The organism is Nocardia sp. NPDC052254, from assembly GCF_040679495.1.
In the GTDB taxonomy this organism is placed as follows: domain Bacteria; phylum Actinomycetota; class Actinomycetes; order Mycobacteriales; family Mycobacteriaceae; genus Nocardia.
The window spans coordinates 112,102-131,329 of record NZ_JBFAUW010000010.1 but is presented as its reverse complement, the minus strand read 5'-3'; the positions used below and the strand labels follow the sequence as shown (position 1 = coordinate 131,329).

The window sequence follows — 19,228 nt, the reverse complement described above, 5'->3', positions numbered from 1 at the left end:
CTAGCGGATGCCGGCGGCGGACGCGGCGGCGGTCAGCTCGTCGAGGCCGAAGGCCTCGACCGGACCGAGTGCGCCGGTGGCACGCACCCCACCGGCCAGTGCGGTCCGCGCACCCCAGGCCAGAATGGCCGCGGTGAATTCGTAGGGATCGACACCGCTGAGAGTGGCCGAGGACCGTACGCGCCCGGCATCGTCGCGAGCCTCGGCGACCGCCCAGGTCCGGGTGTGGGCCCGGGTCGCGGCGTCGGGGCCACCGGTCGATCCCTTCACGACGCCGCCGATCGCCTCCTCGGCCAGCCGCCGCACCGGCGCCACCCGGGCGGCGGCATCGAAGACCAGTGAGGTGAGCTGCAGTCCACGAGCGGCCGGTGACGGCAGGCCCAGGAAGACACCGGTCTCCCGCAGTCCCGGATGAGCACGGTGCAGGATCAGATGTTCCGATCCCGGAATCGACACTCCGGTGCGCGAACGACCGGCCACATCGAACCCACGAATCCGCGCGCCACTGCGTTCGGGCACGATCTGCCCACCGCGCAGCGCGAAGCCGCGCTCGAACAACATGCCCGCCATCGACGCTCGCGTCCCGCCGCTGGTCCCGGGACTGGCGATGAAGTACCCGATATCGACGCCGGTGGCCCGCGGTGCCTCGCGCAAGGCGATGGCGGCCGCCAGATTGCCCGGCACATAATCGAATCCGAAGGCACTCAGCAACGCCACCCCGGCCCGGCGCGCCTGTTCGTCCCGCTCGAAGACGTCGCGGATGAACGGGCCCTCACCGGTCGAGTCGAAGTAGTGCGCACCCGCGTCCAACGCCGCGGCCAGCGCGGGGCCGCCGTATCGCAGAAATGGCCCCACCGTCGTGATCAGTACGTCACCGCGGCCGAGCAGCGCCCGGACCGAATCCGGATCGGCGACATCGGCCACCGCGGTGTCGGCCCCACCGAGCTCGCCGGCCAGTGCACCGAGCGCGGCGGCATTGCGCCCGGCGAGCACCGGCGCGGCACCCGCCGCGGTCAGGGCTGCGGCGGTCAGACGCCCGGTATACCCGGTCGCACCGAACAATACGATTTTCGCCAACACCATCACCCGCATTCGCTCGACTGCACTCCGCACCGTATCCGACCGTTCAGCACCGTCGCATCCGGTCACCGCCAGGCTCGAATGTCCACCAATTCTTTACCCTGGGGGACACCCGGCCGAGCAGTTCGAGACATCGAGGGAGCAGCTATGAAGCCCCTGGCGAGATACGCGGCACTGAACGACTATGTCGATCTCGCGCAGTCTCTCGGCCTCGAACCTGCTCGGCTGGTTCGCGAGGCCGGACTCGATCCCGCCGGCCTGAGCATGCAGGACCGCTGGGTGCCCGCCTCGGCCGTGACGGAACTGCTGGAGCGCTCGGCCGCCGAATCAGGCCGGGAGGATTTCGGGCTACTGCTGGCGGAACGCCGGCGGCTGTCCAATCTCGGCCCGCTCGGTCTCGTGATGCGCGAGGAACCGGATGTGCGCAGCGCACTCGTGCTGATGGTGCGCCACCAGCACGCCTACAACGAATCACTGCACATCCGGCTCACCGAGCGCAATGGAATCGCCAGTATGCGACTGCACCTGGACACCGGTGAGCGGGGCGGCACCCGCCAGGCCACCGAACTGGCGCTGGGGGCGGTGCAGGGAATTCTGCACGGCTTCCTGGGCCCTCACTGGCAACCGGCCGAAACCACCTTCACCCATCCCGCACCCCACGATCGCGCCACTCATCTACGACTGTTCGGACCGCAGCTGAAATTCGATCACGAATTCACCGGGATGACCTTGTACACAACGGATCTCGACACCCCGAATCCGATGTCGGATCCCCTGCTGCGGCCCTACACCCAGCAGTTGCTCGACTCCGTGGACACCATGCACGAGACGTCGATACGGGATCGGGTACAGGAACTGGTGGAATTGCTGCTGCCGACCGGGCGCTGCTCGGCCGATCAGGTCGCCCGCAGCCTGGGCGTCGACCGCCGCACGGTGCACCGGCGCCTGGCTGACGAAGGGCACACCTATTCGGAGATTCTCGACTCCACCCGGGTGGATCTGGCCCGCCGCGTGGTGGGGAATCGGGGTCGATCGCTCACCGAGATCGCCGGCATGCTGGGCTTCTCCAGCCCGGCCGGCTTCACCCGGTGGTTCCGCAGCCATCATGGCTGCAGCCCGAGCCAATGGCGTCGGGCCGAAGCGGCGGACCAGGACCGGCGTCGCGGCGGGACTCCGCGCTCGGGAACACGTTCGGGCAGCGGCGAGACGAATCCTCCAGCGGCGCCCGCCGGAGAACCGCAACGCCGACTCAGGCGTGGTGGGTGAAGCCGACCTGGCCGGGCGTGCGGGTGGGGGCGTAACCGAGCTTGGCGAGGGTTTCCTCGGCACCGGTATAGCTGGTGCCGATCTTGTAGATATCGCGAGCTTCCTTACCGGTGGCGACCGCGCGGCCCAGCTCACCCGCGATCCGGACCAGCTGCCGGATCTGCCGCACCGACGTCATCTTCTCGCCCTTGCGACCCCAGATGGTGTCCTCGTTACCGCAGCGGGTGTGCAGGCCCATCGCGATGGCCATCGTGTTCACCGGCAGCACCGAGCGCATCAGGGTTTCCAGAGTCAGGCACGCGCCGTCGGGAACCCGATTGATGAACTGCATGATGTTGTACGGATTGGGCCCGTCGAATCCACCACCGATCCCGACCCAGGTCAGATTCAGCGGACCGGCGTACACGCCGCGCCGGATCAGCCGCTCGACCGTTTCGAGCTGCGGAATCGACGAGAGCTGGAAATGTGGCTGAATCCCGGCGGCCCGCAGGCGGCGCAGGTGTTCGGCCACCCACGCCGGCCCCGCCGGCACCGTCATCTCACGGTAGGCCTCGGCCAGCTCCGGGCGCTGCATCGAGGTGGCGGCGATATCGTCGGCGGTCATCAATTCCATGATGTTCATCTGGCTGGTGTTGATCGCGATGGTCACCTGATCCGGTTTCGGATCCAGCTCGGCGAGCATGTGCCGGGTGTCGTCGGACAGCCACTTCGCCTCGGCCCCTTCACCTTCGGGCGCGAACGAGATCGAACCGCCGACCTGGAGAATCATCTCGGGAACGGCCTCGCGCAGCCCGGCGAGCAGCTCGTCGAACTTCGACAGCCGCTTGGAACCCTTGCCGTCGAGTTCGCGCACGTGGATGTGCAGGACCGTCGCGCCGGCCTCGTAGCAGTCCACTGCCTGCTGGACGTGTTCGTCCACGGTCAGCGGCAGATCGTCGCGGAAGTCGCCGGGCTCCCATTCCGGACCGTAGGGGGCGCAGGTGATGACCAGCTTGTCCTGGTTCTCGGGAAACAGCGCGTCGTCGTGAAAGAACATGGTGATACTCCGATCGAACTCTCTTGTGGTGAAGGAAGTTTCAGAACGGCTTGTCGCCGATGATGCCCGCCCGCTCCATCTTGCGGACGTCGGGGAAATAGTCCTGGACCGCATAGTGCTGGGTACAGCGGTTGTCCCAGATGGCGAAGCTGTTCTCGGTCCAACGCCAGCGGACCTGATATTCGGGCACACTCGCCTGCCGGACCAGGTAGTTCAGCAGTTCCGAGGCACCCGGCGCGTAATCGCTACCGAACCGCACATTCTCCGGAGTGTGGTAGTTGACGAAGTGCGTGGTGAAGGCATTGACGAACAGCACCTTCTCACCGGTTTCGGGATGAGTTCGCACCACCGGATGTTCGGCGTCGGGGAACTGCTCGTGCAGGCGCCGTCGTTCGGCATCCGGGCGCATCGCACCGAAACTCGCCTCGATCGAATGGCGTGCCCGCAATCCGTCGATCCGGATCCGCACCGGCTCCGGCAGGCGGCGATACGCCTGCGCCATATTCACCCAGATGGTGTCACCCCCGACCGCCGGTGTTCGCACGCAGCGCAGCACACATCCCATCGGCGGCGCTTCCCGCCAGGTCGCATCGCAGTGAAAAGCGTTCTCGTAGTGCTCGGGCGCGCTGTCGAGATCCTTGTAGATCCGCACCAGACCGGGGTGGCCGGGATCACTGCCGAGTACCGGATGATCCTCCAGCGGGCCGAAACGTCGTGCGAGAGCGACATGTTCGTCCCGGCTGATGTTCTGGTCGCGGAAGAACAGCACCTTGTACTCGAGCAGCATGTCCTTCAGCGCCGCGAACAGGGTGTCGCTACGGGACACCTCGCCCAGATCCACATCCACCAGTTCGGCGCCGATCGTGCAGGTCAGCGGTCGCACACCGAAGATTCCGGAGCTGGTCGAGATGTCGGTGGGTGCAATGCTCGTCATGACCGATCCTTTCTTTCGAAGCGCGGCCCGACGGTGAGAACCGATGAGCCGACACTGATGCCCTTCTCCAAATCACGATGTGCGGCAACCGCATCCGCGAGTTCGTAGCGCTGATTGACGACGATCCGGATACGCCCGGCGCCGACATGGGAGAACAACTCCCCCGCCAGCTCGGCTCGCTCGGCCGGATCGGCGATGTAATCGGCCAGCGCGGGACGCGTGACGAACACCGAACCCTTGATCGCCAATTGCATGGCGTCGATCGGCGGCACCGGCCCGGACGCCGTGCCGAAGCACACCAGCAATCCGCGCCGCGCCAGCGAATCCAGCGAGGACTGGAAGGTCGTCTTGCCGATGCTGTCGTAGACGACCCGCACCCCGGCGCCTTCGGTGAGCTCACGAACGCGCTCGGCGACCGGCTCGCGGGTGTAGACGATGGTGTGATCGCAGCCGTGTGCCCGGGCGATCTCGGCCTTCGCATCGGTGGAGACGGTGCCGATCACGGTGATCCCCAGGAGCTTCGCCCACTGGGTGAAGATCAGGCCGACACCACCGGCCGCCGCGTGCAGCAGCACCGTGTCACCGGGGTGCAGCGGGTGGATGCGGCGCAGCAGATAGGCCGCCGTCAGGCCGCGCATCGTCATCGCCGCCGCGGTGTCGAACGGAATCCCACCGGGCAACCGAATCAGGTGTTGGGCCGGCATGACCCGCTCCGTGCTGTAGGCACCCAGCGGGCTGCCGGTATAGGTGACCCGATCACCGGCGGCGAAGCCGGTCACACCGGGCCCGGCCGACTCGATCACCCCGGCCGCCTCCACACCCATCCCCGCGGGCAGCCCAGCGGGGTACAGGCCGGTCCGGAAGTAGGTGTCGGCGAAGTTCAGGCCCACCGCCTCGTGGCGGATCCGCACCTCCCCCGGACCCGGATCGCCGACCTCGACCTCCTCCCAGCGCAGCACTTCGGGTGCACCGGTCTCGTAGAATCGAAAGGCATGTGGCACAGCGCATCTCCTCCTGTGGCGGGGTCGTCACCGGCCCGGCAACGGCCGGTGGGCACAGTGCGTGACCGCTTCGGTCATCGGATGCGGCGGTGCAACGCCGGGCGCCTGCCGCTGCACTGTGTATTGCCATCAACGGTAGGCAGCAGACCAAGGTCTTGCTTACCCATAGGGGACGGCATTTTTGGCATTCTGGGACACATAACAGGCGGCGGTGCGGATCGAGCGCGCACGGAAGCGACGGACGACAGCGAACGCACGCACGGTGACCGGCACCAGCCACGGCCGCGAGTCGCAACACCCGAAACGGCCCCTGGAATCACCCGATGATCCGACTTCCGAAATCCCTCGCGCACAGCAAGATTGCGGCAAGCGGGGTCACCGGCCGGGAATGGATCGCCGGGCTACCCGAACTGCTCGACGGACTGGTCCGGCAATGGTCCTGCGTACCGGATGGGCCGGTCGCGCACGGGCAGGTCGGCATCGTCGTTCCGGTGCGCCGCCGGTCACGGGCAGCGGTGATCAAGGTGTCGTTTCCGCGGTGGGCGGATATGTGCGAGGCAGATGCGTACGAGGTGTGGGACGGCGCCGGTGCGGTGCGCTTGTACGAACGGGCCGACGACCGGTTCGCGATGATGCTGGAACGTGGCGGCGGCGCCCTGGCCAGCGCCGGGGATGAGGAAGCTCTCACGATCCAGGGGCGGCTCACTCGCAGACTGGCTGTGGACGCACCCGCCCACCTGCCGCAACTGTCCCACCAGATGAGTCGCTGGGAGCGCGAAATCCGCACGGCTACCGAGACTCTCGATCATCACCTGCCGCGTGCGGCAATCGACGCCGCTCTCACCACATTGCGCGAATGGGGCCCGCACCAGCCGAACACTCTGGTGCACGGCGATCTGCACGATGCGAACATCCTGGCTTCGGGGCGCGAACCATGGCTCGCGATCGATCCCCGGGGTCAGGTCGGAGATCCGGCGTACGACGCCTTCAACGTGATCCGAAGCCCCCGGTTCGCACCGCTGCTCGCCACCGCCGATCCCCGGCCGGGTGTGCTGCGCCTACTCGATATCTATTGCGCCGCAGCCGATATCGATGTCGAGTGGGCCCGCCGCTGGACCCAGGCGGGCGCGGTCCACGAGGCACTGTGGGGCCGGGCGCACGGCGATCCCGGCTGGCTGGTTCACGCCACCGACCGGCTCGCACTGGCACTGACCTGACAGTTGCGCACCGGAGCGCGTGGATCGGTGGCGCCGATGCTCCGGGCGGCGAGCCGTCACCGGCTCGCCGCCGCGATATCAGAGCTGCGCCCAGACCGATTTGGTCTGCATGTACGCCTCGACGCCCTCCCGGCCGAACTCGTGTCCCCAGCCGGACTGCTTGTAACCGCCGAACGGAACGCCGTGGTCGAAGACCAGCTGGCAGTTCAGCGTGACCGTGCCCGCCTGCAATCGCTTCGCGAGACGGTGCGCGCGACCGAGATTGGTGGTCCAGACCGTGGCCGCCAGACCGTAGGTGGTGTCGTTGGCCAGCGCCACCGCCTCGTCGTCGTCATCGAACGGCAGGATCGGCACCACCGGGCCGAAGATCTCCTCCTGATAGAGGCGCAGATTCCTATCGACATCGGTCAGCACCGTCGGGTGTACGAAGTAGCCCTTCCGGTCCAGGCGATGCCCGCCGGTGACGACCTCGACCCCGGCCTTCTTACCCTCATCGATGTAGCCCAGCACGCGGGTGAGCTGCTTCTGGCTGATCAGCGGCCCACTCCCGGCGCCCTCGGAAGGCCCGCCCAGTTTGAACGAATTGGCAATCGCGGCAATACCTTCCACGACCTGCTCGTATACGCTTCGCTGCACGAAGATGCGGGAGCCACAGACACACCCCTGCCCGGAATGGACGAAGATGCCCATCGCGGCCATCATGATCGCCATGTTCAGATCGGCGTCGTCGTAGATCAGCACCGGCGATTTGCCACCGAGTTCGAGCATGACCTTCTTGAGATTGCCCGACGACGCCTCGACGATCTTCTTGCCGACCTCGGTCGACCCGGTGAAGGCGATCTTCTCCACATCCGGATGTGCCGTCAGTTGCGCACCCGCGGTGTGACCGTAGCCGGTGATCAGGTTGACCACGCCCTCGGGCACACCGGCCTCGGCGATCAGGCGATCCAGCAGCAGCGCCGACAGCGGCGTCTCCTCAGCGGGTTTGACGATACTGCTGCAACCCGCGGCCAGCGCCGGAGCGACCTTGGCACACGCGTTGAAGATCGGCCCGTTCCACGGGAAGATCAGTCCCACAACGCCGTACGGCTCCTTGAGCGTGTAGGCGTGCATCTCGGCGAATGAGCCGGAGACACCGCCTTCCATCTGCACCTCGTGCGCGGTGCCGTTGATCTTGGTACACCAGCCCGCGTAGTAGCGGAAGAATTCGGCGCAGGTGGGGACGATCATCCGGGCCTGCTCGATGGGCATACCGGTGTTCAGCGAGTCGAGCTGCGCGAACTCCTCGGCGTGCTCGTCCATCAGATCGGCGATGCGCCACATGACCTTGGCCCGCTGCCGATCCGGCAGACCGTGCCAGACCCCCGCATCGAACGAGGTCCGCGCCCGGGCCACCGCATCGTTGACGGCATCCTCGCCGGCATCGGTGAATTCGGTGATCTGTTCCTCGGTCACGGGATCGATGACCGGGATCACGTCGCCCTTACCGGGCCGCTGACGTAGTTCGTCCAGTACCGACTGCAATGCCATCGCGGATCCTTCCTTCCGGCCGGGTGGGCATCCGAGCCCGTCCGGCCGCGCGGCACCACCGTCGGCGGCGGCGCCGATGAAATTTAGCTCTGCAAATTTGAGTGAGTCATTCTCTAGCGCGAGAATATCATTTCCACAGAGGCGGCGGCAGGGCACGGTACGTTCGTTTCCGCGCGGGCGACGCCCGTGGATCGACCCGGTTTGCCGCGACCTCGGCACAGGCGAGCTCTCGGCATACGGCTGAACTCGATGGATCAACCGATCGGAGCCGGATCAATGTTCATTCGTCATATCGCGGCCGGTGCCGCGCTCATCGCCGCCGCACTCTGCGCGGTGCCCACCGTGGCCTCCGCCGACGACCCCGAATTCCCCCGCAACGGAGTGATTCCGGGCGGCACCTACCACATCACCCGGCACCCGGCCAATGTGCTGGGATCGCCGCTGGAGAACTGCGATCTGCAGGTCTTCGTCGACGGCGTGGTCGTGGTTCTGGTGTGCCCGACCTGGTCGAGGACAGGACGGCAGATCCCGGTCGGGCCGGACGAAGTGTATGTGGCATACGATCCGCAGCCCTTCCCCACGCCCTTCGGGATGGACCTGCGCGATATCGATCCACGCCAAGGGCATTGGATCGGCACACTGAACATCGCCCGCACCCCCACGAGCGCGCCTTATCCGATCGCGGGCATCACGTTGCAGCGCCGCTGAGTCCGGTCGGGCGCCGGGATGTCACATTCCGGCGCCCAGCGTCGTCACCCTGATGAGCACCCACAGGGTGAACGAAAGGACCACGCCATGGATATCGCGTCCCACATCGTCGGCGCCGCCGCCGCGATCGGCCTGATCCTGCACTTCCTCGGCGCGGTCGCCACCACCCTCCGGGCCCACTCGTACTCGACCACGATCTACCCGGCCCTGTACCGGATCCCGGCCGCGGCCACCCTGGGACCGCAACCGGCCCGCTGACAAGTCGAGCGCCGGTCGGCGCCTGATCGGGAAAGGGTGGACCGGGCTCGTAACCTGGACTCATGGTTCAACTCACGACCGCACCGGCCGGCACCGTGCCGGAGCGCGCGGTCGAGGTCCTTGCCGATCGGCGGATCGTGGTGCTGACCGGGGCCGGAGTATCCACCGACAGCGGTATCCCCGACTACCGGGGCCCGGATTCCCCGCCTCGCACGCCGATGACCTATCAGCAGTTCGTGGGTGATCCGGTCTTCCGGCAGCGCTATTGGGCGCGCAATCACGTCGGCTGGCGGCGGATGGATGCGGCTCGGCCGAATCCGGGACACCGGATGCTGGCGCGGCTGGAACGTGGCGGTGTGGTCAGCGGACTGATCACCCAGAACGTCGACCTGCTGCACACCAAGGCCGGCCATCGCGCGGTCATCGATCTGCACGGGAGTTATGCGCAGGTGCGATGCCTGTCCTGTCAGGGCCTGATCTCACGGATGACGCTCGCCGAGCGACTCGAGGACGCCAATCCCGGATTCGCCGAACTGGTGACCGCGACCGGAATCGAGGTGGCGCCCGATGCCGACGCGGTGGTCGCCGATACCGCCGGGTTCCGGATGGTCGACTGCGACGGGTGCGGCGGGATGCTGAAACCCGATATCGTCTACTTCGGCGAGAACGTCCCGAAAGATCGTGTGGGCGAGGCATTCTCGATGATCGACGCGGCCGACGCGGTGCTGGTCGCGGGTTCCTCGCTGACGGTGATGTCGGGCCTGCGCTTCGTGCGACGGGCGGCGAAGTCCGGTAAGCCGATCGTGATCGTCAACCGCGGGCGGACCCGTGGGGACGAGTTGGCGACCGTACGGGTCGATGCGGGCTGTTCGCCGACTCTCGCCGCGCTGGCCGACGCACTGGTCCCGGAAACCGTTCGAGGGTGAACGAATGAGGTGCCGATGGACCGTGGTCCATCGGCACCTCGGTGAAAGATGCTCAGTTCCAGCCGGGTTGCGCTTGGCGTTTGATCGGCGGGGACGAGTTGGCGAGAATCTCCAGGTCCTCGAGGAACCGTTCGATGCTCTCCGATTTCGCCTCGGGGGTGTCGACCTGGTCGCGCACCTTCTCCTCGGTGATCGACAGCATCGCCGCCGCCAGATCCGTTTCCAGATCGCGCACCATCTGGCGACGCAGCTGTGCGACTTGATCGCGTCCCTGTCGCCGCACCCGCTCGACCTCCGCCGCGGCCGCCTCGCGCATCTGCGCCACGATGAAATCGGCATCGGCACGCGCATCGGCGCGGATCTGCTCGAGTTCGGCATGCGCCTCGGTCAGGGCGTTGGCATAGGACTGCTTGGCCTGCTCCAGCTGTGTGGCGGCGTGGTCGCTGTCCTCGAGCTGTTTGGCGATCGCGCCCTGGCTCTTGGCCATGAGCCGCTTCACCGGCGGCACAATCCATTTCACGGTCACGAAGATGATGACCGCGAAGCCGAACAGCTGACTGAAGAAGACCGGCCAATCGAAGGTGATCTCGTATCCGCCGGCGGCAAGAACACCGCCGTTGGTGTGAATCATTACGACTCCCGTCCCCTCCTGCGACCGGCGGTACCGGCGTGCCGACTGTCCCCGACCACCTGGTCGGCGAGCGATTGTGCCAGCGGCTCGACCTCGAGTCGCAGTTCGGCTTTCACACGGTCGGCCTCCGCCCGCAGATGGCCGGCGGATTCGGCGACGATACCGTCGACCTCCGCCTGCGCCTGCGTGCGCAGATCGTCCATGATCTCCCGGCCCTGCGCCCGTGCCTCGTTGCGGATATCCGCCGCCTCGGTACGGGCCTGTTCCAGGGCCGTCTGATATTTCGCCTCGGCCTCGGCGAACACCTGTTTCGCCTCTTTGGCGTCGGCGGTGGTCGCCTCGACCCGCTCCTCGCGTTCGGTCAGCACCTTGCGGATCGGCGGAACAACGAAGAACCAGATGACTCCGAGCACGATCAAGAAGATGATCAGCTCGACGAAGAAGGTGCCGTTGGGAATGAGGAAGTTCCCGTCGGCCACCACATCGGTTCGCGCGGACATCTCGCCGATTACTTACCGGGAGTGGCGAATACGAACAGGGCCATGAATGCCAGGTTGATGAAGTACGCCGCCTCGACCAGACCCACGGTCAGGAAGAAGTTACCGCGCAACCGGCCTTCGGCCTCGGGCTGGCGAGTGACACCGTTGATCAGTGCCGAACCGGCGAGACCGTCGCCGATACCCGCGCCGATGGCGCCACCGGCCATGATGAGACCGCCGCCGATGAGGGCGCCCTGGACGATTGCTGGATCTGCTGCCATTGTTCTCTTCCTGTTCTCCAACGTTGACCGATCGACGAGACCGATCGGGACTGCCGTTCAGTGGTTTTCGTGCTCCAGCGTCATGGACTGACTGAAGTAGAGGACGGTCAAAAGCGAGAAGATGAACGCCTGGATGGCGCCGACGAACAAGTCGAACATCTTCCAGATGGCGTTCGGCCCCCAGGCGATCCAGTACGGGAACAACGCGATCACCGCGACCATAACGCCGCCGGCGAACATATTGCCGAACAATCGCAGCGACAACGACAGCGGTTTCGCGATCTCTTCGATGATGTTGATGAGCACCATCGGTCCCCAGCCCGTATGTCCCTTGAGCAACTGCTTCACGTGGGTCAGCGGACCACGCCGCTTGATACCCGCCGCGTGATAGAAGACGAAGACGAACAGCGCCAGGGCGTAGACGAAATTGACATCGGAAGCCGGCGGGAAGATGAATTCACCGCGTCCGTACTGCATCGGCAGAACCGATATCCAGTTCGACAGCAGAATGAACGTGAAAAGCGTTACCGCCAGCGGCAATACGAACGGCGCGATCCGCATTCCGATCGCGGATTCCACCTGCCCTCGCATCTGCACGGTGACGGTCTCGAAGAACAACTGCACGCCGTTCGGAACGCCGGAGGTGATCTTCATACGGAGGAATATCGCCAGGGCGAGAACGATCACGGCGGCGACCGCGGTCGAGATGATGGTGTCGACGTTGAACGTCAATCCCCACAACTCGGCGGTGGCGTGGTGACCCACTTCGATCTTCGGCTCTTCTTCGGCCAGGATCATCGTCGCGATAGTGCTGCTCATGACTGCTGACGGAGCCCTCTCCACTCGGGCACAACGGTATGCAAGACGAGGATGACCTGGAACAACGCCAAGCCGAAGAAGATGCCGACGCCATCGGGACGGGTCAGGAACGCGACGATGATCGCCAGCACGGTGAGAACGATCAGCCGACTGGCCGTCGTCAGTGCCAGCAGTTGCTTATTCGGCGCTTCCGAACGAGTAATTCTCGTGACCGACCGGAGGGTCAGCTGCGCATTGAGCCATCCCAAACCCAGTCCGATACAAATGAATACACCGAGCAGCAACCGATCCAGTGGACCCGTTACCACCAAAGCCAGAACGCCGAATGCGGCTACCATAATGCCCGCACGACGTAACCGCAGTTTGTCGATACTCACTGCGACACCACCATCGCCGCCATCCCACCTCGTAGTAGGTCGTGATCGAGGTCAGCTTACACATACCAACCTCCTTGCGTAGCAACATTTTTGATCTTCGTATACTTGATCTTGAATTTTGCGCAGGACACACCGGGAGAATCGTTCCAGTGACCGCGAGGCTACCCATTCGGACACTTTCCGACCTGCAGCAAACTCTCTAATTACGGACATTTCGGACCGCTCTCGCAAGAGCGCGGCAATGGTAAATTCGCGGTCAAATTGCCATACAGTGCGAGTAATATCTGAGCGGGAACCCTGAACGAAAGCCCTATTTGCCCGAATTGTCCATCTTAATGACAATTCTCGATAGTCCGCGCCGACGCCTTATATATAGGCGTCATATCCGGCCGCCGTCGCGAGCCGGACGGGCCCGTCCGGTCAGCTGCCGGACCGGACCATCCCCGCCGCCCCCGGCAATCCGCCCACGACACCCTGTCTCGATTGCACAAATTTTGCCTTCTACCAGGCATACCCGGACATTTTACTGGCGAAGGGTTACCGTGTCTGCTGCTGGGTAACACACCCAGCGGGGCCCTCCCGGCCCTCCGATGAGGGGAACCGAAGTTCCCGAGAGAGGCCTTCGATCTCCGGTCGCTCTCCATGCTTGGTCGCAGCTTCACACGTTGAGGAGGCAGTACCATGAGCAGTAACCCGTCAGGCTCGGATTCCTCGGGCCCGTCCGGCTCCAGTCCCAGCGAGTACCCCGGATCCCTGCACGCAGACGCCCTGCGAGCACCGGAATCGGAGTACTCGGTCACCCTGGACGATGCCGCACTGAACCCGGAATCCTTGATCTACAACCTCCACGGATCCGGTGCACCATTACATATCGTGATGGTCGCGCCACCGTATTTCGAAGTTCCGCCCGCGGGTTACGGCGGAGTCGAAGCCGTGGTGGCTCAACTGGCGGACGCATTGGTCGCACGCGGGCACCGGGTCACTCTGCTCGGCGCCGGCCGCCCCGGGACCACTGCACGGTTCATCCCCGTCTGGGACGACATCCTCGCCGAACGCCTCGGCGATCCGTTCCCGGAGGTTCTCAATGCGCTCAAGGTCCGGCGCATCATCACCGAACTGGCACGCACCGAACGCATCGATGTCGTGCACGATCACACCTTCGCGGGGCCGTTGAACGCTCCGATGTATTCGGCCCTGGGCATTCCGACCGTGGTCACCGTGCACGGCCCGGTCGACGGCGAGGCTCAGGAGTACTACAGCTCACTCACCGATACCGCCCAATTCGTCGCCATCAGCGATCGGCAACGGTCGCTGGCGGAGAATCTCAACTGGGTGGGGCGGGTCTACAACACCGTGCGGCCGGCGGAATGGCCGTTCCAGACACGCAAACAGGACTTCGCCCTCTTCCTCGGGCGCTATGCCCCGTACAAGGGTCCCGACCTGGCACTGCACGCGGCGCACGAGTCGGGGATCCCACTGGTGCTGGCGGCGAAGATGAACGAGCCGCCGGAAAAGGCCTACTTCGAGTCCGCGGTGCGGCCACTGCTGCGGGACACCGATTTCGTCTTCGGTGAGGCCGATCAGATCGCGAAGCGGCTGCTGCTGGCATCCGCGCGCTGTCTGCTGTTCCCGATTCGCTGGGAGGAACCGTTCGGCATCGTCATGATCGAGGCGATGGCCTGCGGCACGCCCGTGGTGGCGCTGCGCGGTGGTGCGGTAGAGGAAGTGGTCGACCACGGTGTCACCGGCATCATCTGCGACGATCCCGCCGAACTGCCGGCGGCCATCGCCGCGGCCGACGACATCGATCCCGCCGCCTGCCGGCGCCGGGTGGTGGAGCGGTTCTCGGTCGACCAGTTGGGCGCCGGTTACGAGGCGGCCTATTACACCGCGATCGGCAAGACCGCCGCGGGGCGGATCACGGCAGAGGGTGTTCCGCTGAGCCTGCCGCTGTCGGCCATCGGAAACGGCTGATTCGCAGATCCACGAACCCGTATCCGGTCGCGCTCTCCGCGCGGCCGGATACGGCTCTTCAGCGGGGTAGCCCGCCGAAGCGCCCCTCCCAGCGCACCAGCACCTCGGCCAGGATCCGGGCCAGCTCGGCCCGGTCGTCGTCCGGTAGTCCGGACAGCAGCCCGGCCTCGTAGGCCAATTGACGCGGCATCAGCCGATCGATCACGGCCCGCCCCTCGGCACTGAGCGCGATATGTGAGACCCGGCGATCCCGGGTATCCGCCCGGCGCCCCACCAGACCCCGCTGTTCGAGTCCACGCAATCGTTTGGTGACCGCCGCCGGGGAGGCGAAGGTCTCGCGAGCCAAGCGGCCCGGTGTCAGCTCACCGCCGACCCGGCGCAGGGCGAGCAGCAGATCGAACTCCGGTCGCGTCAGTTCCTCGTCACCCAGCGGAGCATCGCTGACCTGCTGCAACAGCGCCGAGCATCGGTTGATGCGGCCGATCACCGCGATCGGGCTCAGATCCAGATCGGGTACGGCCCGGGCCCACTGCCGCATGACCTCGGCAACGGCGTCATCGGCTCCGGCCTCGGTGGCCCTGTCGGCGCTCATGCGGCCACCGTAGCCAGCGATCGGACCGGAAGCCGATCCAGCAGCTGATGCCCGGTCCGCTCCGCGGCGATGATGCGCTCGTCGGGAAGCGGCGCGCTCCACCATTCCCCCGCCGCGGCGTCTGCACTGGTGCGAACCTCGATCAGCGCGGCGGCCAGGCGAGCCCGGTCCGAACCGTGGCCACTGCCGGATTCGACGGCACGGCGAGCGCCCCCGATGGCGGTGTCCAGATCACGCAGCGCCTTGACCACCCGATCGGCGACCCGGCGGTTCGGAATCACGAAACAGATCACCACCGCGATCACCGCACCGACGCAGGTATCGAGCCAGCGGTCCAGTCCGAGTTCGGCGGCCGGGCGCGGATTCACGAACTCGACCATCGCCAATGCCATCGGCGTGATGAAAACCGAAGCGACCCAGTAGTTCCGGGAGACGGTCGCCTCGACGATCACCTGACAGGTCAGCGCCAGCGCGACGAGGGTCACGGGGCTGTGCATCCACGGCGCGACCGCGGCGAACAGACCGACCCCGACCAGATTGCCGAGGACACGTTGCACGGTCCGTTGCCATGACAGCGCGGTGTTCGCGACGATCAGCACCGCGGCGGTCATCACCGCCCAGTAAGGCTTGTCGACGCCCAGCGCCAGCGAAATCCAGCCCGCCGCAGCCGATCCGATGGTGACACGGGCCGCCAGCGGCAGTCCGGAAGCGCCCGGCCGGAAGGACCGCAGGACGCGGCGCACAGCGGTGCCGCGCGGCATACTCGGCCGCCCGAGCGCGATACCGCGGATTTCGGATTGCTCGGCCGCGGCGCATTCGATACGCGGGACGGGGTGCCCACGCCGCAACGCCCGGCCGTACTCCGCCAAGGTTTCGGCTCCGGCCGATGCAGCCGCCGGATCCGGTGCCACGGCGCGATCCGCCACGGTCCCGTCCGCGATGGTGCCCGGCTGCGCGTCCGAGGGGTAGAGCCGGTAACCGGGACCGCTGGGTCGCGTTGCGGCAGCGAGGGTTTCGGCCCGGGCCAGCAGTCCCGCCAGTGCGGTGAGCTGCGGTACGGTCCGGGCGGTCGAGGGGACCCGGGCCAGCGCGTTCCATCCGGCCTGCACCGCCACCGCGGCATCGTGACGGGCCCGCGGGAATCCGGGATCGCCGAAGGGCATCCGCAGCAGTCGTGCCGTCGCCTCGACGCCGCGCGCCACCGCCATCCGCTGCGGGCCGTGCGGGCGTACCAGCGCCGGAGCCATGCACACACACCACGCCAGCGCCCCGCCCAGCAGGATCAGGCCGATGTGCCCGGGAAGTTGCCCGGCACTCTGCGGCACGAAGGCCGCGCTGGACACCACGAAGGTGAAGATGATGTTGCCCGGCGGTCCCATCCGGGAGGCGTCGCAGATGAGTTTGTAGAGCCCGGCGAGGACCGCGATCACGGCGACGCGGACGGCCGCGGACTCGATCAGCGCCGATGCGGTCAAGGCGACGGCGGTGCCGGCGACCATGCCGAAAACGACCCAGGCCAGGGTCCGGGCGCGGGCGGCATAGGGCATACCGTGCGCGTACACCGCGCACAGCCCTCCGGCGCTGGTGTAGAAGGCCAGCTCGACCCGGCCGGTGGCCAGCAGCACGATCTCCGGCACACCGATGGCGATCACCGCGCACAGTGCCGACTGGTACCAGGTGTCGGCGACCGGGCGCATCCGGAAGACCCCGCGCAACGACAGCATCCGCAACGTGTGACGAATACCTGCGATGGACGAGGGCGAGGTCGGATGCGGCATCCGTAAACCTTAACAGGTATTTTACTAGGAAACTATACGAGTGACCAATGCCACCGTCGGCTCCTCGGAGCGCCCGAATACCGGTGTGCAATTCATCGGCATTCGATCGCCATATTGCGAACGCAGAATATGTCCACTGCAGTTCTCGCGCGACAATCCGAAAATGCCATGACGCACATTGTCTCCGGCATCGGGAAGACAACGGAAATCACGCTTTCGGTGAAATCCCGAAAGCGTCCTGGAGCACCATCCGCTATCGCTCGCGGCTCTGCGACTGCCGGTATGCCCGCGGTGACATACCCATCCACCGACTGAAGGCATGTGTGAAATTCGCCGTCTCCGCATAGCCCAGCCGCCGGGCCACGTCCTCGACCGTCGAACCCGCCCGCAGCAGCTCCGCCGCGGTGTTCTCCCGCACCGTGTTGAGCAGGCCGCGGAAGCTGGCCCCTTCCGCGGTCAGCTGGCGGCGCAGGGTTCGCACATTGATGTGCAGTTCGGCGGCGACCTCGGCCATCGACGGCACCGTCCCCGGGTCACGCAGCAGACGCTCACGGACCAGCGTCGACAGCTTCCATCCCCCCTCGAGCAGCACCGCCAGCGCCTCGCGGCACTGCCGTTCGATCAGGCTGGCGGTATGTGAATCCGCGTGCGGCATGGTCAGTTCCAGGAATGAACGGGGCAGGACCAGGGCCGTGCGCGGGCTGCCCGGCACGATGCGCTCGACCGTCGCGACCTCGGCCAGGGCAGCGGCGTAATCGGCATCCAGTTCCAGTTCCAGCCGGAGCCCAGGGATCTCGACATCCAGTGCGCGACCGGCCACGAAAATCAGTGCCACCTCCCGTTCCAGGAAGTATGCGCGCAGGTCGTCGGGTATCACCGAACCGTCGGCGACCAGGGCGACCTCATCGCCACCGTCGTCCACCAGGTCGTAGCGTGCCGCCACCGACACCAGATCCTGGTAGCGGATCGCGATCGCGAGGACATCGGCCATTGTCGCGCTGGCCAGGGCCGCCAGGCCGACCAGCCCGGCCTTGCCCAGAGTGGCCTGCGCGGCGGTCTCCACACCGAGGCCGGGCCGGTCGCCGAGGGCACGAAGAAGATTGCGCGCGACCGCGAATTCCTGCTCCGGCCAAATTCGCAGGTCTTCATCCGACAGATCACCGGGGGCGATTCCCGTGTCCGCCAATAACAGTGAATCGTCCAATCCGTGCGCCGAACCCACTGCGACCATCATGCGCACACTGACGCTGCCGTGCGGTAACACATCCGACGGCGTACCGAACCCAAGCACAAGTCCGAAATTACCAATATTCGGTCCGTTCGGCACATTCCGTCTCCCAAAACTGGGGGCATAGCCTCGACAGACCGTCATCGGCAAGGGATGGCCGAGCGGGCAGGCAGGGATCTAGGAGGGCGAGCGGACGTGGATATGTTCAGTACGTGTTGGATGGAGCCGCTGGATCTCACGGCCCACAAAGCCCATCAGATCATGCAGATGCACCGCAGCTGCCGCACCGACGAATGCCCGCGCCGACGGGCAGCACTCCGGGTTCTGGTCGAGGCAGGCCGGCTGATACCGGATTCGTCGCGGGTGCACTGAGCAGGACACGGGCGGTGGTCGGGCCGCGTCACTCACGGCCCGATCGAGAACGATCGAACCGCTCATCCACGACCCGAGGGACACCCCGCGCGGTAACACCGCGCTGCCGTCTGCGCCTCAGGGCCCATCAGTCCGTCCAGCGATCGGTCCACGCGTGCGCGATTCGGCGGGCGCGGGCGGACGGCATCCGATCGGGTTCGGTGAGTACCGAGATGGTCAGGCCGTCGAGCAATCCCAGTAGTTCCGCCCCGGCATCGTCGGATTCGTCCGTGCGTGCCGGATTCGCCGCAGCCAGGACCCGCGCAATCAATCCCTCCATCTGCTCCCATTGCCGGCGGTGCAGCCGCGCGATCTCCTCGTCGTGCGCCGCACGGGCCGCGAGTGCGAGCCACACCCGCGCCAGCCGATCGTCCGGACCTGGCGCCACCAGCAGATCGACCAGGCGCGACAGCAGCTGCCGCGGCGGCATCCGCGTCATCGCCTCGGGATCGAATCGCCGCTGGACCTCGTCGCTGACGTATTCCCAAACCCGCTGCAGCAGATCGCTCTTCGTCGCGAAATAGTACTGGACGGTTCCGATGGACACCCCGGCTCGGCTGGCCAGCGTGCGAATGCTGACTCCCTCGATACCGTCCTCGGCGATCACATCGGCCAGCCGGTCCAGGAGTTGACGACGGCGGTCCGAGACACCCGCTCCAGCCGCGGGTGCCCCGCCACCGTTCACCTCAGCGCTCATCGGCC

Annotated in this window: 20 protein-coding genes; 6 read left to right on the top strand and 14 right to left on the bottom strand. The window is 66.2% G+C overall.

Translation table 11 applies throughout. The annotated features are described in order from the left end of the window. Nucleotides 1-1,077 (bottom strand): saccharopine dehydrogenase NADP-binding domain-containing protein, encoded by a 1,077-nt coding sequence (locus AB0L57_RS23810; protein ID WP_364966070.1) that lies wholly within the window; start codon nt 1,075-1,077, stop codon nt 1-3. Between the two features lie 150 nt (nt 1,078-1,227). On the opposite strand from AB0L57_RS23810, the gene AB0L57_RS23805 reads away from it, so the two are divergent. Further along, entirely contained in the window at nt 1,228-2,346 is a 1,119-nt protein-coding gene (locus tag AB0L57_RS23805) for an AraC family transcriptional regulator (protein ID WP_364966067.1), read from the top strand. Here AB0L57_RS23805 and AB0L57_RS23800 read toward each other — a convergent pair. From AB0L57_RS23800 to AB0L57_RS23790, 3 genes are read right to left on the bottom strand one after another with little or no spacing between them, the layout of a single operon-like run. Continuing rightward, nucleotides 2,330-3,382 carry a 3-keto-5-aminohexanoate cleavage protein gene (locus AB0L57_RS23800; RefSeq protein ID WP_364966064.1) on the bottom strand — a complete coding sequence of 351 codons (1,053 nt, stop codon included), beginning with the start codon at nt 3,380-3,382 and terminating at the stop codon, nt 2,330-2,332. The genes AB0L57_RS23805 and AB0L57_RS23800 overlap by 17 nt on opposite strands. A 40-nt stretch (nt 3,383-3,422) precedes the next feature. Further along, nucleotides 3,423-4,316, bottom strand: coding sequence for a TauD/TfdA family dioxygenase (locus tag AB0L57_RS23795; RefSeq protein WP_364966062.1), 894 nt, complete (start codon nt 4,314-4,316; stop codon nt 3,423-3,425). Further along, on the bottom strand, nt 4,313-5,317 hold the full coding sequence (locus AB0L57_RS23790) for a quinone oxidoreductase (RefSeq protein ID WP_364966059.1): 1,005 nt from the start codon (nt 5,315-5,317) through the stop codon (nt 4,313-4,315). The genes AB0L57_RS23795 and AB0L57_RS23790 overlap by 4 nt, the downstream gene beginning before the upstream one ends. 323 nt (nt 5,318-5,640) lie before the next feature. On the opposite strand from AB0L57_RS23790, the gene AB0L57_RS23785 reads away from it, so the two are divergent. Beyond that, nucleotides 5,641-6,534, top strand: a complete 894-nt coding sequence (locus AB0L57_RS23785) for an aminoglycoside phosphotransferase family protein (protein ID WP_364966056.1) — start codon at nt 5,641-5,643, stop codon at nt 6,532-6,534. A 78-nt stretch (nt 6,535-6,612) separates the two neighbouring features. Here AB0L57_RS23785 and AB0L57_RS23780 read toward each other — a convergent pair whose 3' ends face one another. Then, nucleotides 6,613-8,064, bottom strand: coding sequence for an aldehyde dehydrogenase family protein (locus tag AB0L57_RS23780; protein ID WP_364966054.1), 1,452 nt, complete (start codon nt 8,062-8,064; stop codon nt 6,613-6,615). A 276-nt stretch (nt 8,065-8,340) separates the two neighbouring features. Between AB0L57_RS23780 and AB0L57_RS23775 the strand changes: the two genes are divergently transcribed. From AB0L57_RS23775 to AB0L57_RS23765, 3 genes are all read left to right on the top strand, one after another. Continuing rightward, nucleotides 8,341-8,772: a hypothetical protein gene (locus AB0L57_RS23775; protein WP_364966051.1), complete on the top strand. Its 432-nt coding sequence runs from the start codon at nt 8,341-8,343 to the stop codon at nt 8,770-8,772. Between the two features lie 87 nt (nt 8,773-8,859). Next, a complete protein-coding gene (locus AB0L57_RS23770) occupies nt 8,860-9,030 on the top strand; it encodes a hypothetical protein (RefSeq protein WP_364966049.1) in 171 nt (56 codons plus the stop codon). 62 nt (nt 9,031-9,092) lie between these two features. Continuing rightward, nucleotides 9,093-9,956 carry an NAD-dependent protein deacetylase gene (locus AB0L57_RS23765; protein ID WP_364966047.1) on the top strand — a complete coding sequence of 288 codons (864 nt, stop codon included), beginning with the start codon at nt 9,093-9,095 and terminating at the stop codon, nt 9,954-9,956. A 52-nt stretch (nt 9,957-10,008) separates the two neighbouring features. On the opposite strand, the gene AB0L57_RS23760 is transcribed toward AB0L57_RS23765, so the two are convergent. From AB0L57_RS23760 to AB0L57_RS23740, 5 genes are read right to left on the bottom strand one after another with little or no spacing between them, the layout of a single operon-like run. Then, nucleotides 10,009-10,587: a hypothetical protein gene (locus AB0L57_RS23760; RefSeq protein ID WP_364966045.1), complete on the bottom strand. Its 579-nt coding sequence runs from the start codon at nt 10,585-10,587 to the stop codon at nt 10,009-10,011. Next, entirely contained in the window at nt 10,587-11,087 is a 501-nt protein-coding gene (locus AB0L57_RS23755) for a F0F1 ATP synthase subunit B (RefSeq protein WP_364966042.1), read from the bottom strand. The genes AB0L57_RS23760 and AB0L57_RS23755 overlap by 1 nt, the downstream gene beginning before the upstream one ends. Before the next feature lie 8 nt (nt 11,088-11,095). Beyond that, complete coding sequence (locus tag AB0L57_RS23750) at nt 11,096-11,347, bottom strand: F0F1 ATP synthase subunit C (RefSeq protein WP_025352811.1); 252 nt, start codon at nt 11,345-11,347, stop codon at nt 11,096-11,098. Nucleotides 11,348-11,404: 57 nt separating this feature from the next. Next, entirely contained in the window at nt 11,405-12,166 is a 762-nt protein-coding gene (atpB, locus tag AB0L57_RS23745; RefSeq protein ID WP_364966038.1) for a F0F1 ATP synthase subunit A, read from the bottom strand. Beyond that, nucleotides 12,163-12,543, bottom strand: coding sequence for a hypothetical protein (locus tag AB0L57_RS23740; protein WP_364966036.1), 381 nt, complete (start codon nt 12,541-12,543; stop codon nt 12,163-12,165). Before AB0L57_RS23740 ends, atpB begins: the two co-directional genes overlap by 4 nt. 876 nt (nt 12,544-13,419) lie before the next feature. Between AB0L57_RS23740 and AB0L57_RS23735 the strand changes: the two genes are divergently transcribed. Continuing rightward, on the top strand, nt 13,420-14,517 hold the full coding sequence (locus tag AB0L57_RS23735) for a glycosyltransferase family 4 protein (protein ID WP_364966506.1): 1,098 nt from the start codon (nt 13,420-13,422) through the stop codon (nt 14,515-14,517). Nucleotides 14,518-14,575: 58 nt separating this feature from the next. Here the strand turns inward: AB0L57_RS23735 and AB0L57_RS23730 are convergent, their stop codons facing one another. From AB0L57_RS23730 to AB0L57_RS23715, 4 genes are all read right to left on the bottom strand, one after another. Beyond that, on the bottom strand, nt 14,576-15,109 hold the full coding sequence (locus AB0L57_RS23730) for a MarR family transcriptional regulator (protein ID WP_364966033.1): 534 nt from the start codon (nt 15,107-15,109) through the stop codon (nt 14,576-14,578). Next, nucleotides 15,106-16,887, bottom strand: coding sequence for an FUSC family protein (locus AB0L57_RS23725; protein WP_364966030.1), 1,782 nt, complete (start codon nt 16,885-16,887; stop codon nt 15,106-15,108). The genes AB0L57_RS23730 and AB0L57_RS23725 overlap by 4 nt, the downstream gene beginning before the upstream one ends. 253 nt (nt 16,888-17,140) lie before the next feature. Then, entirely contained in the window at nt 17,141-18,121 is a 981-nt protein-coding gene (locus AB0L57_RS23720) for an AraC family transcriptional regulator ligand-binding domain-containing protein (RefSeq protein ID WP_364966027.1), read from the bottom strand. Nucleotides 18,122-18,614: 493 nt separating this feature from the next. Continuing rightward, the gene (locus AB0L57_RS23715) at nt 18,615-19,223 is read right to left on the bottom strand and encodes a TetR/AcrR family transcriptional regulator (protein WP_364966024.1); all 609 of its coding nucleotides are present in this window, start codon (nt 19,221-19,223) and stop codon (nt 18,615-18,617) included. Nucleotides 19,224-19,228 lie beyond the last annotated feature (5 nt).

Bases quoted from the DNA above. Each gene is read 5' to 3' on its own strand.
- AB0L57_RS23730 (WP_364966033.1), bottom strand. From the start codon at position 15,109: ATGAGCGCCGACAGGGCCACCGAGGCCGGAGCCGATGACGCCGTTGCC.
- AB0L57_RS23780 (WP_364966054.1), bottom strand. From the start codon at position 8,064: ATGGCATTGCAGTCGGTACTGGACGAACTACGTCAGCGGCCCGGTAAG.
- AB0L57_RS23720 (WP_364966027.1), bottom strand. From the start codon at position 18,121: ATGATGGTCGCAGTGGGTTCGGCGCACGGATTGGACGATTCACTGTTA.
- AB0L57_RS23750 (WP_025352811.1), bottom strand. From the start codon at position 11,347: ATGGCAGCAGATCCAGCAATCGTCCAGGGCGCCCTCATCGGCGGCGGT.
- AB0L57_RS23800 (WP_364966064.1), bottom strand. From the start codon at position 3,382: ATGTTCTTTCACGACGACGCGCTGTTTCCCGAGAACCAGGACAAGCTG.
- AB0L57_RS23770 (WP_364966049.1), top strand. From the start codon at position 8,860: ATGGATATCGCGTCCCACATCGTCGGCGCCGCCGCCGCGATCGGCCTG.
- AB0L57_RS23805 (WP_364966067.1), top strand. From the start codon at position 1,228: ATGAAGCCCCTGGCGAGATACGCGGCACTGAACGACTATGTCGATCTC.
- AB0L57_RS23775 (WP_364966051.1), top strand. From the start codon at position 8,341: ATGTTCATTCGTCATATCGCGGCCGGTGCCGCGCTCATCGCCGCCGCA.
- AB0L57_RS23725 (WP_364966030.1), bottom strand. From the start codon at position 16,887: ATGCCGCATCCGACCTCGCCCTCGTCCATCGCAGGTATTCGTCACACG.
- AB0L57_RS23755 (WP_364966042.1), bottom strand. From the start codon at position 11,087: ATGTCCGCGCGAACCGATGTGGTGGCCGACGGGAACTTCCTCATTCCC.
- AB0L57_RS23785 (WP_364966056.1), top strand. From the start codon at position 5,641: ATGATCCGACTTCCGAAATCCCTCGCGCACAGCAAGATTGCGGCAAGC.
- AB0L57_RS23795 (WP_364966062.1), bottom strand. From the start codon at position 4,316: ATGACGAGCATTGCACCCACCGACATCTCGACCAGCTCCGGAATCTTC.
- AB0L57_RS23765 (WP_364966047.1), top strand. From the start codon at position 9,093: ATGGTTCAACTCACGACCGCACCGGCCGGCACCGTGCCGGAGCGCGCG.
- AB0L57_RS23715 (WP_364966024.1), bottom strand. From the start codon at position 19,223: ATGAGCGCTGAGGTGAACGGTGGCGGGGCACCCGCGGCTGGAGCGGGT.
- AB0L57_RS23760 (WP_364966045.1), bottom strand. From the start codon at position 10,587: ATGATTCACACCAACGGCGGTGTTCTTGCCGCCGGCGGATACGAGATC.
- AB0L57_RS23735 (WP_364966506.1), top strand. From the start codon at position 13,420: ATGGTCGCGCCACCGTATTTCGAAGTTCCGCCCGCGGGTTACGGCGGA.
- atpB (WP_364966038.1), bottom strand. From the start codon at position 12,166: ATGAGCAGCACTATCGCGACGATGATCCTGGCCGAAGAAGAGCCGAAG.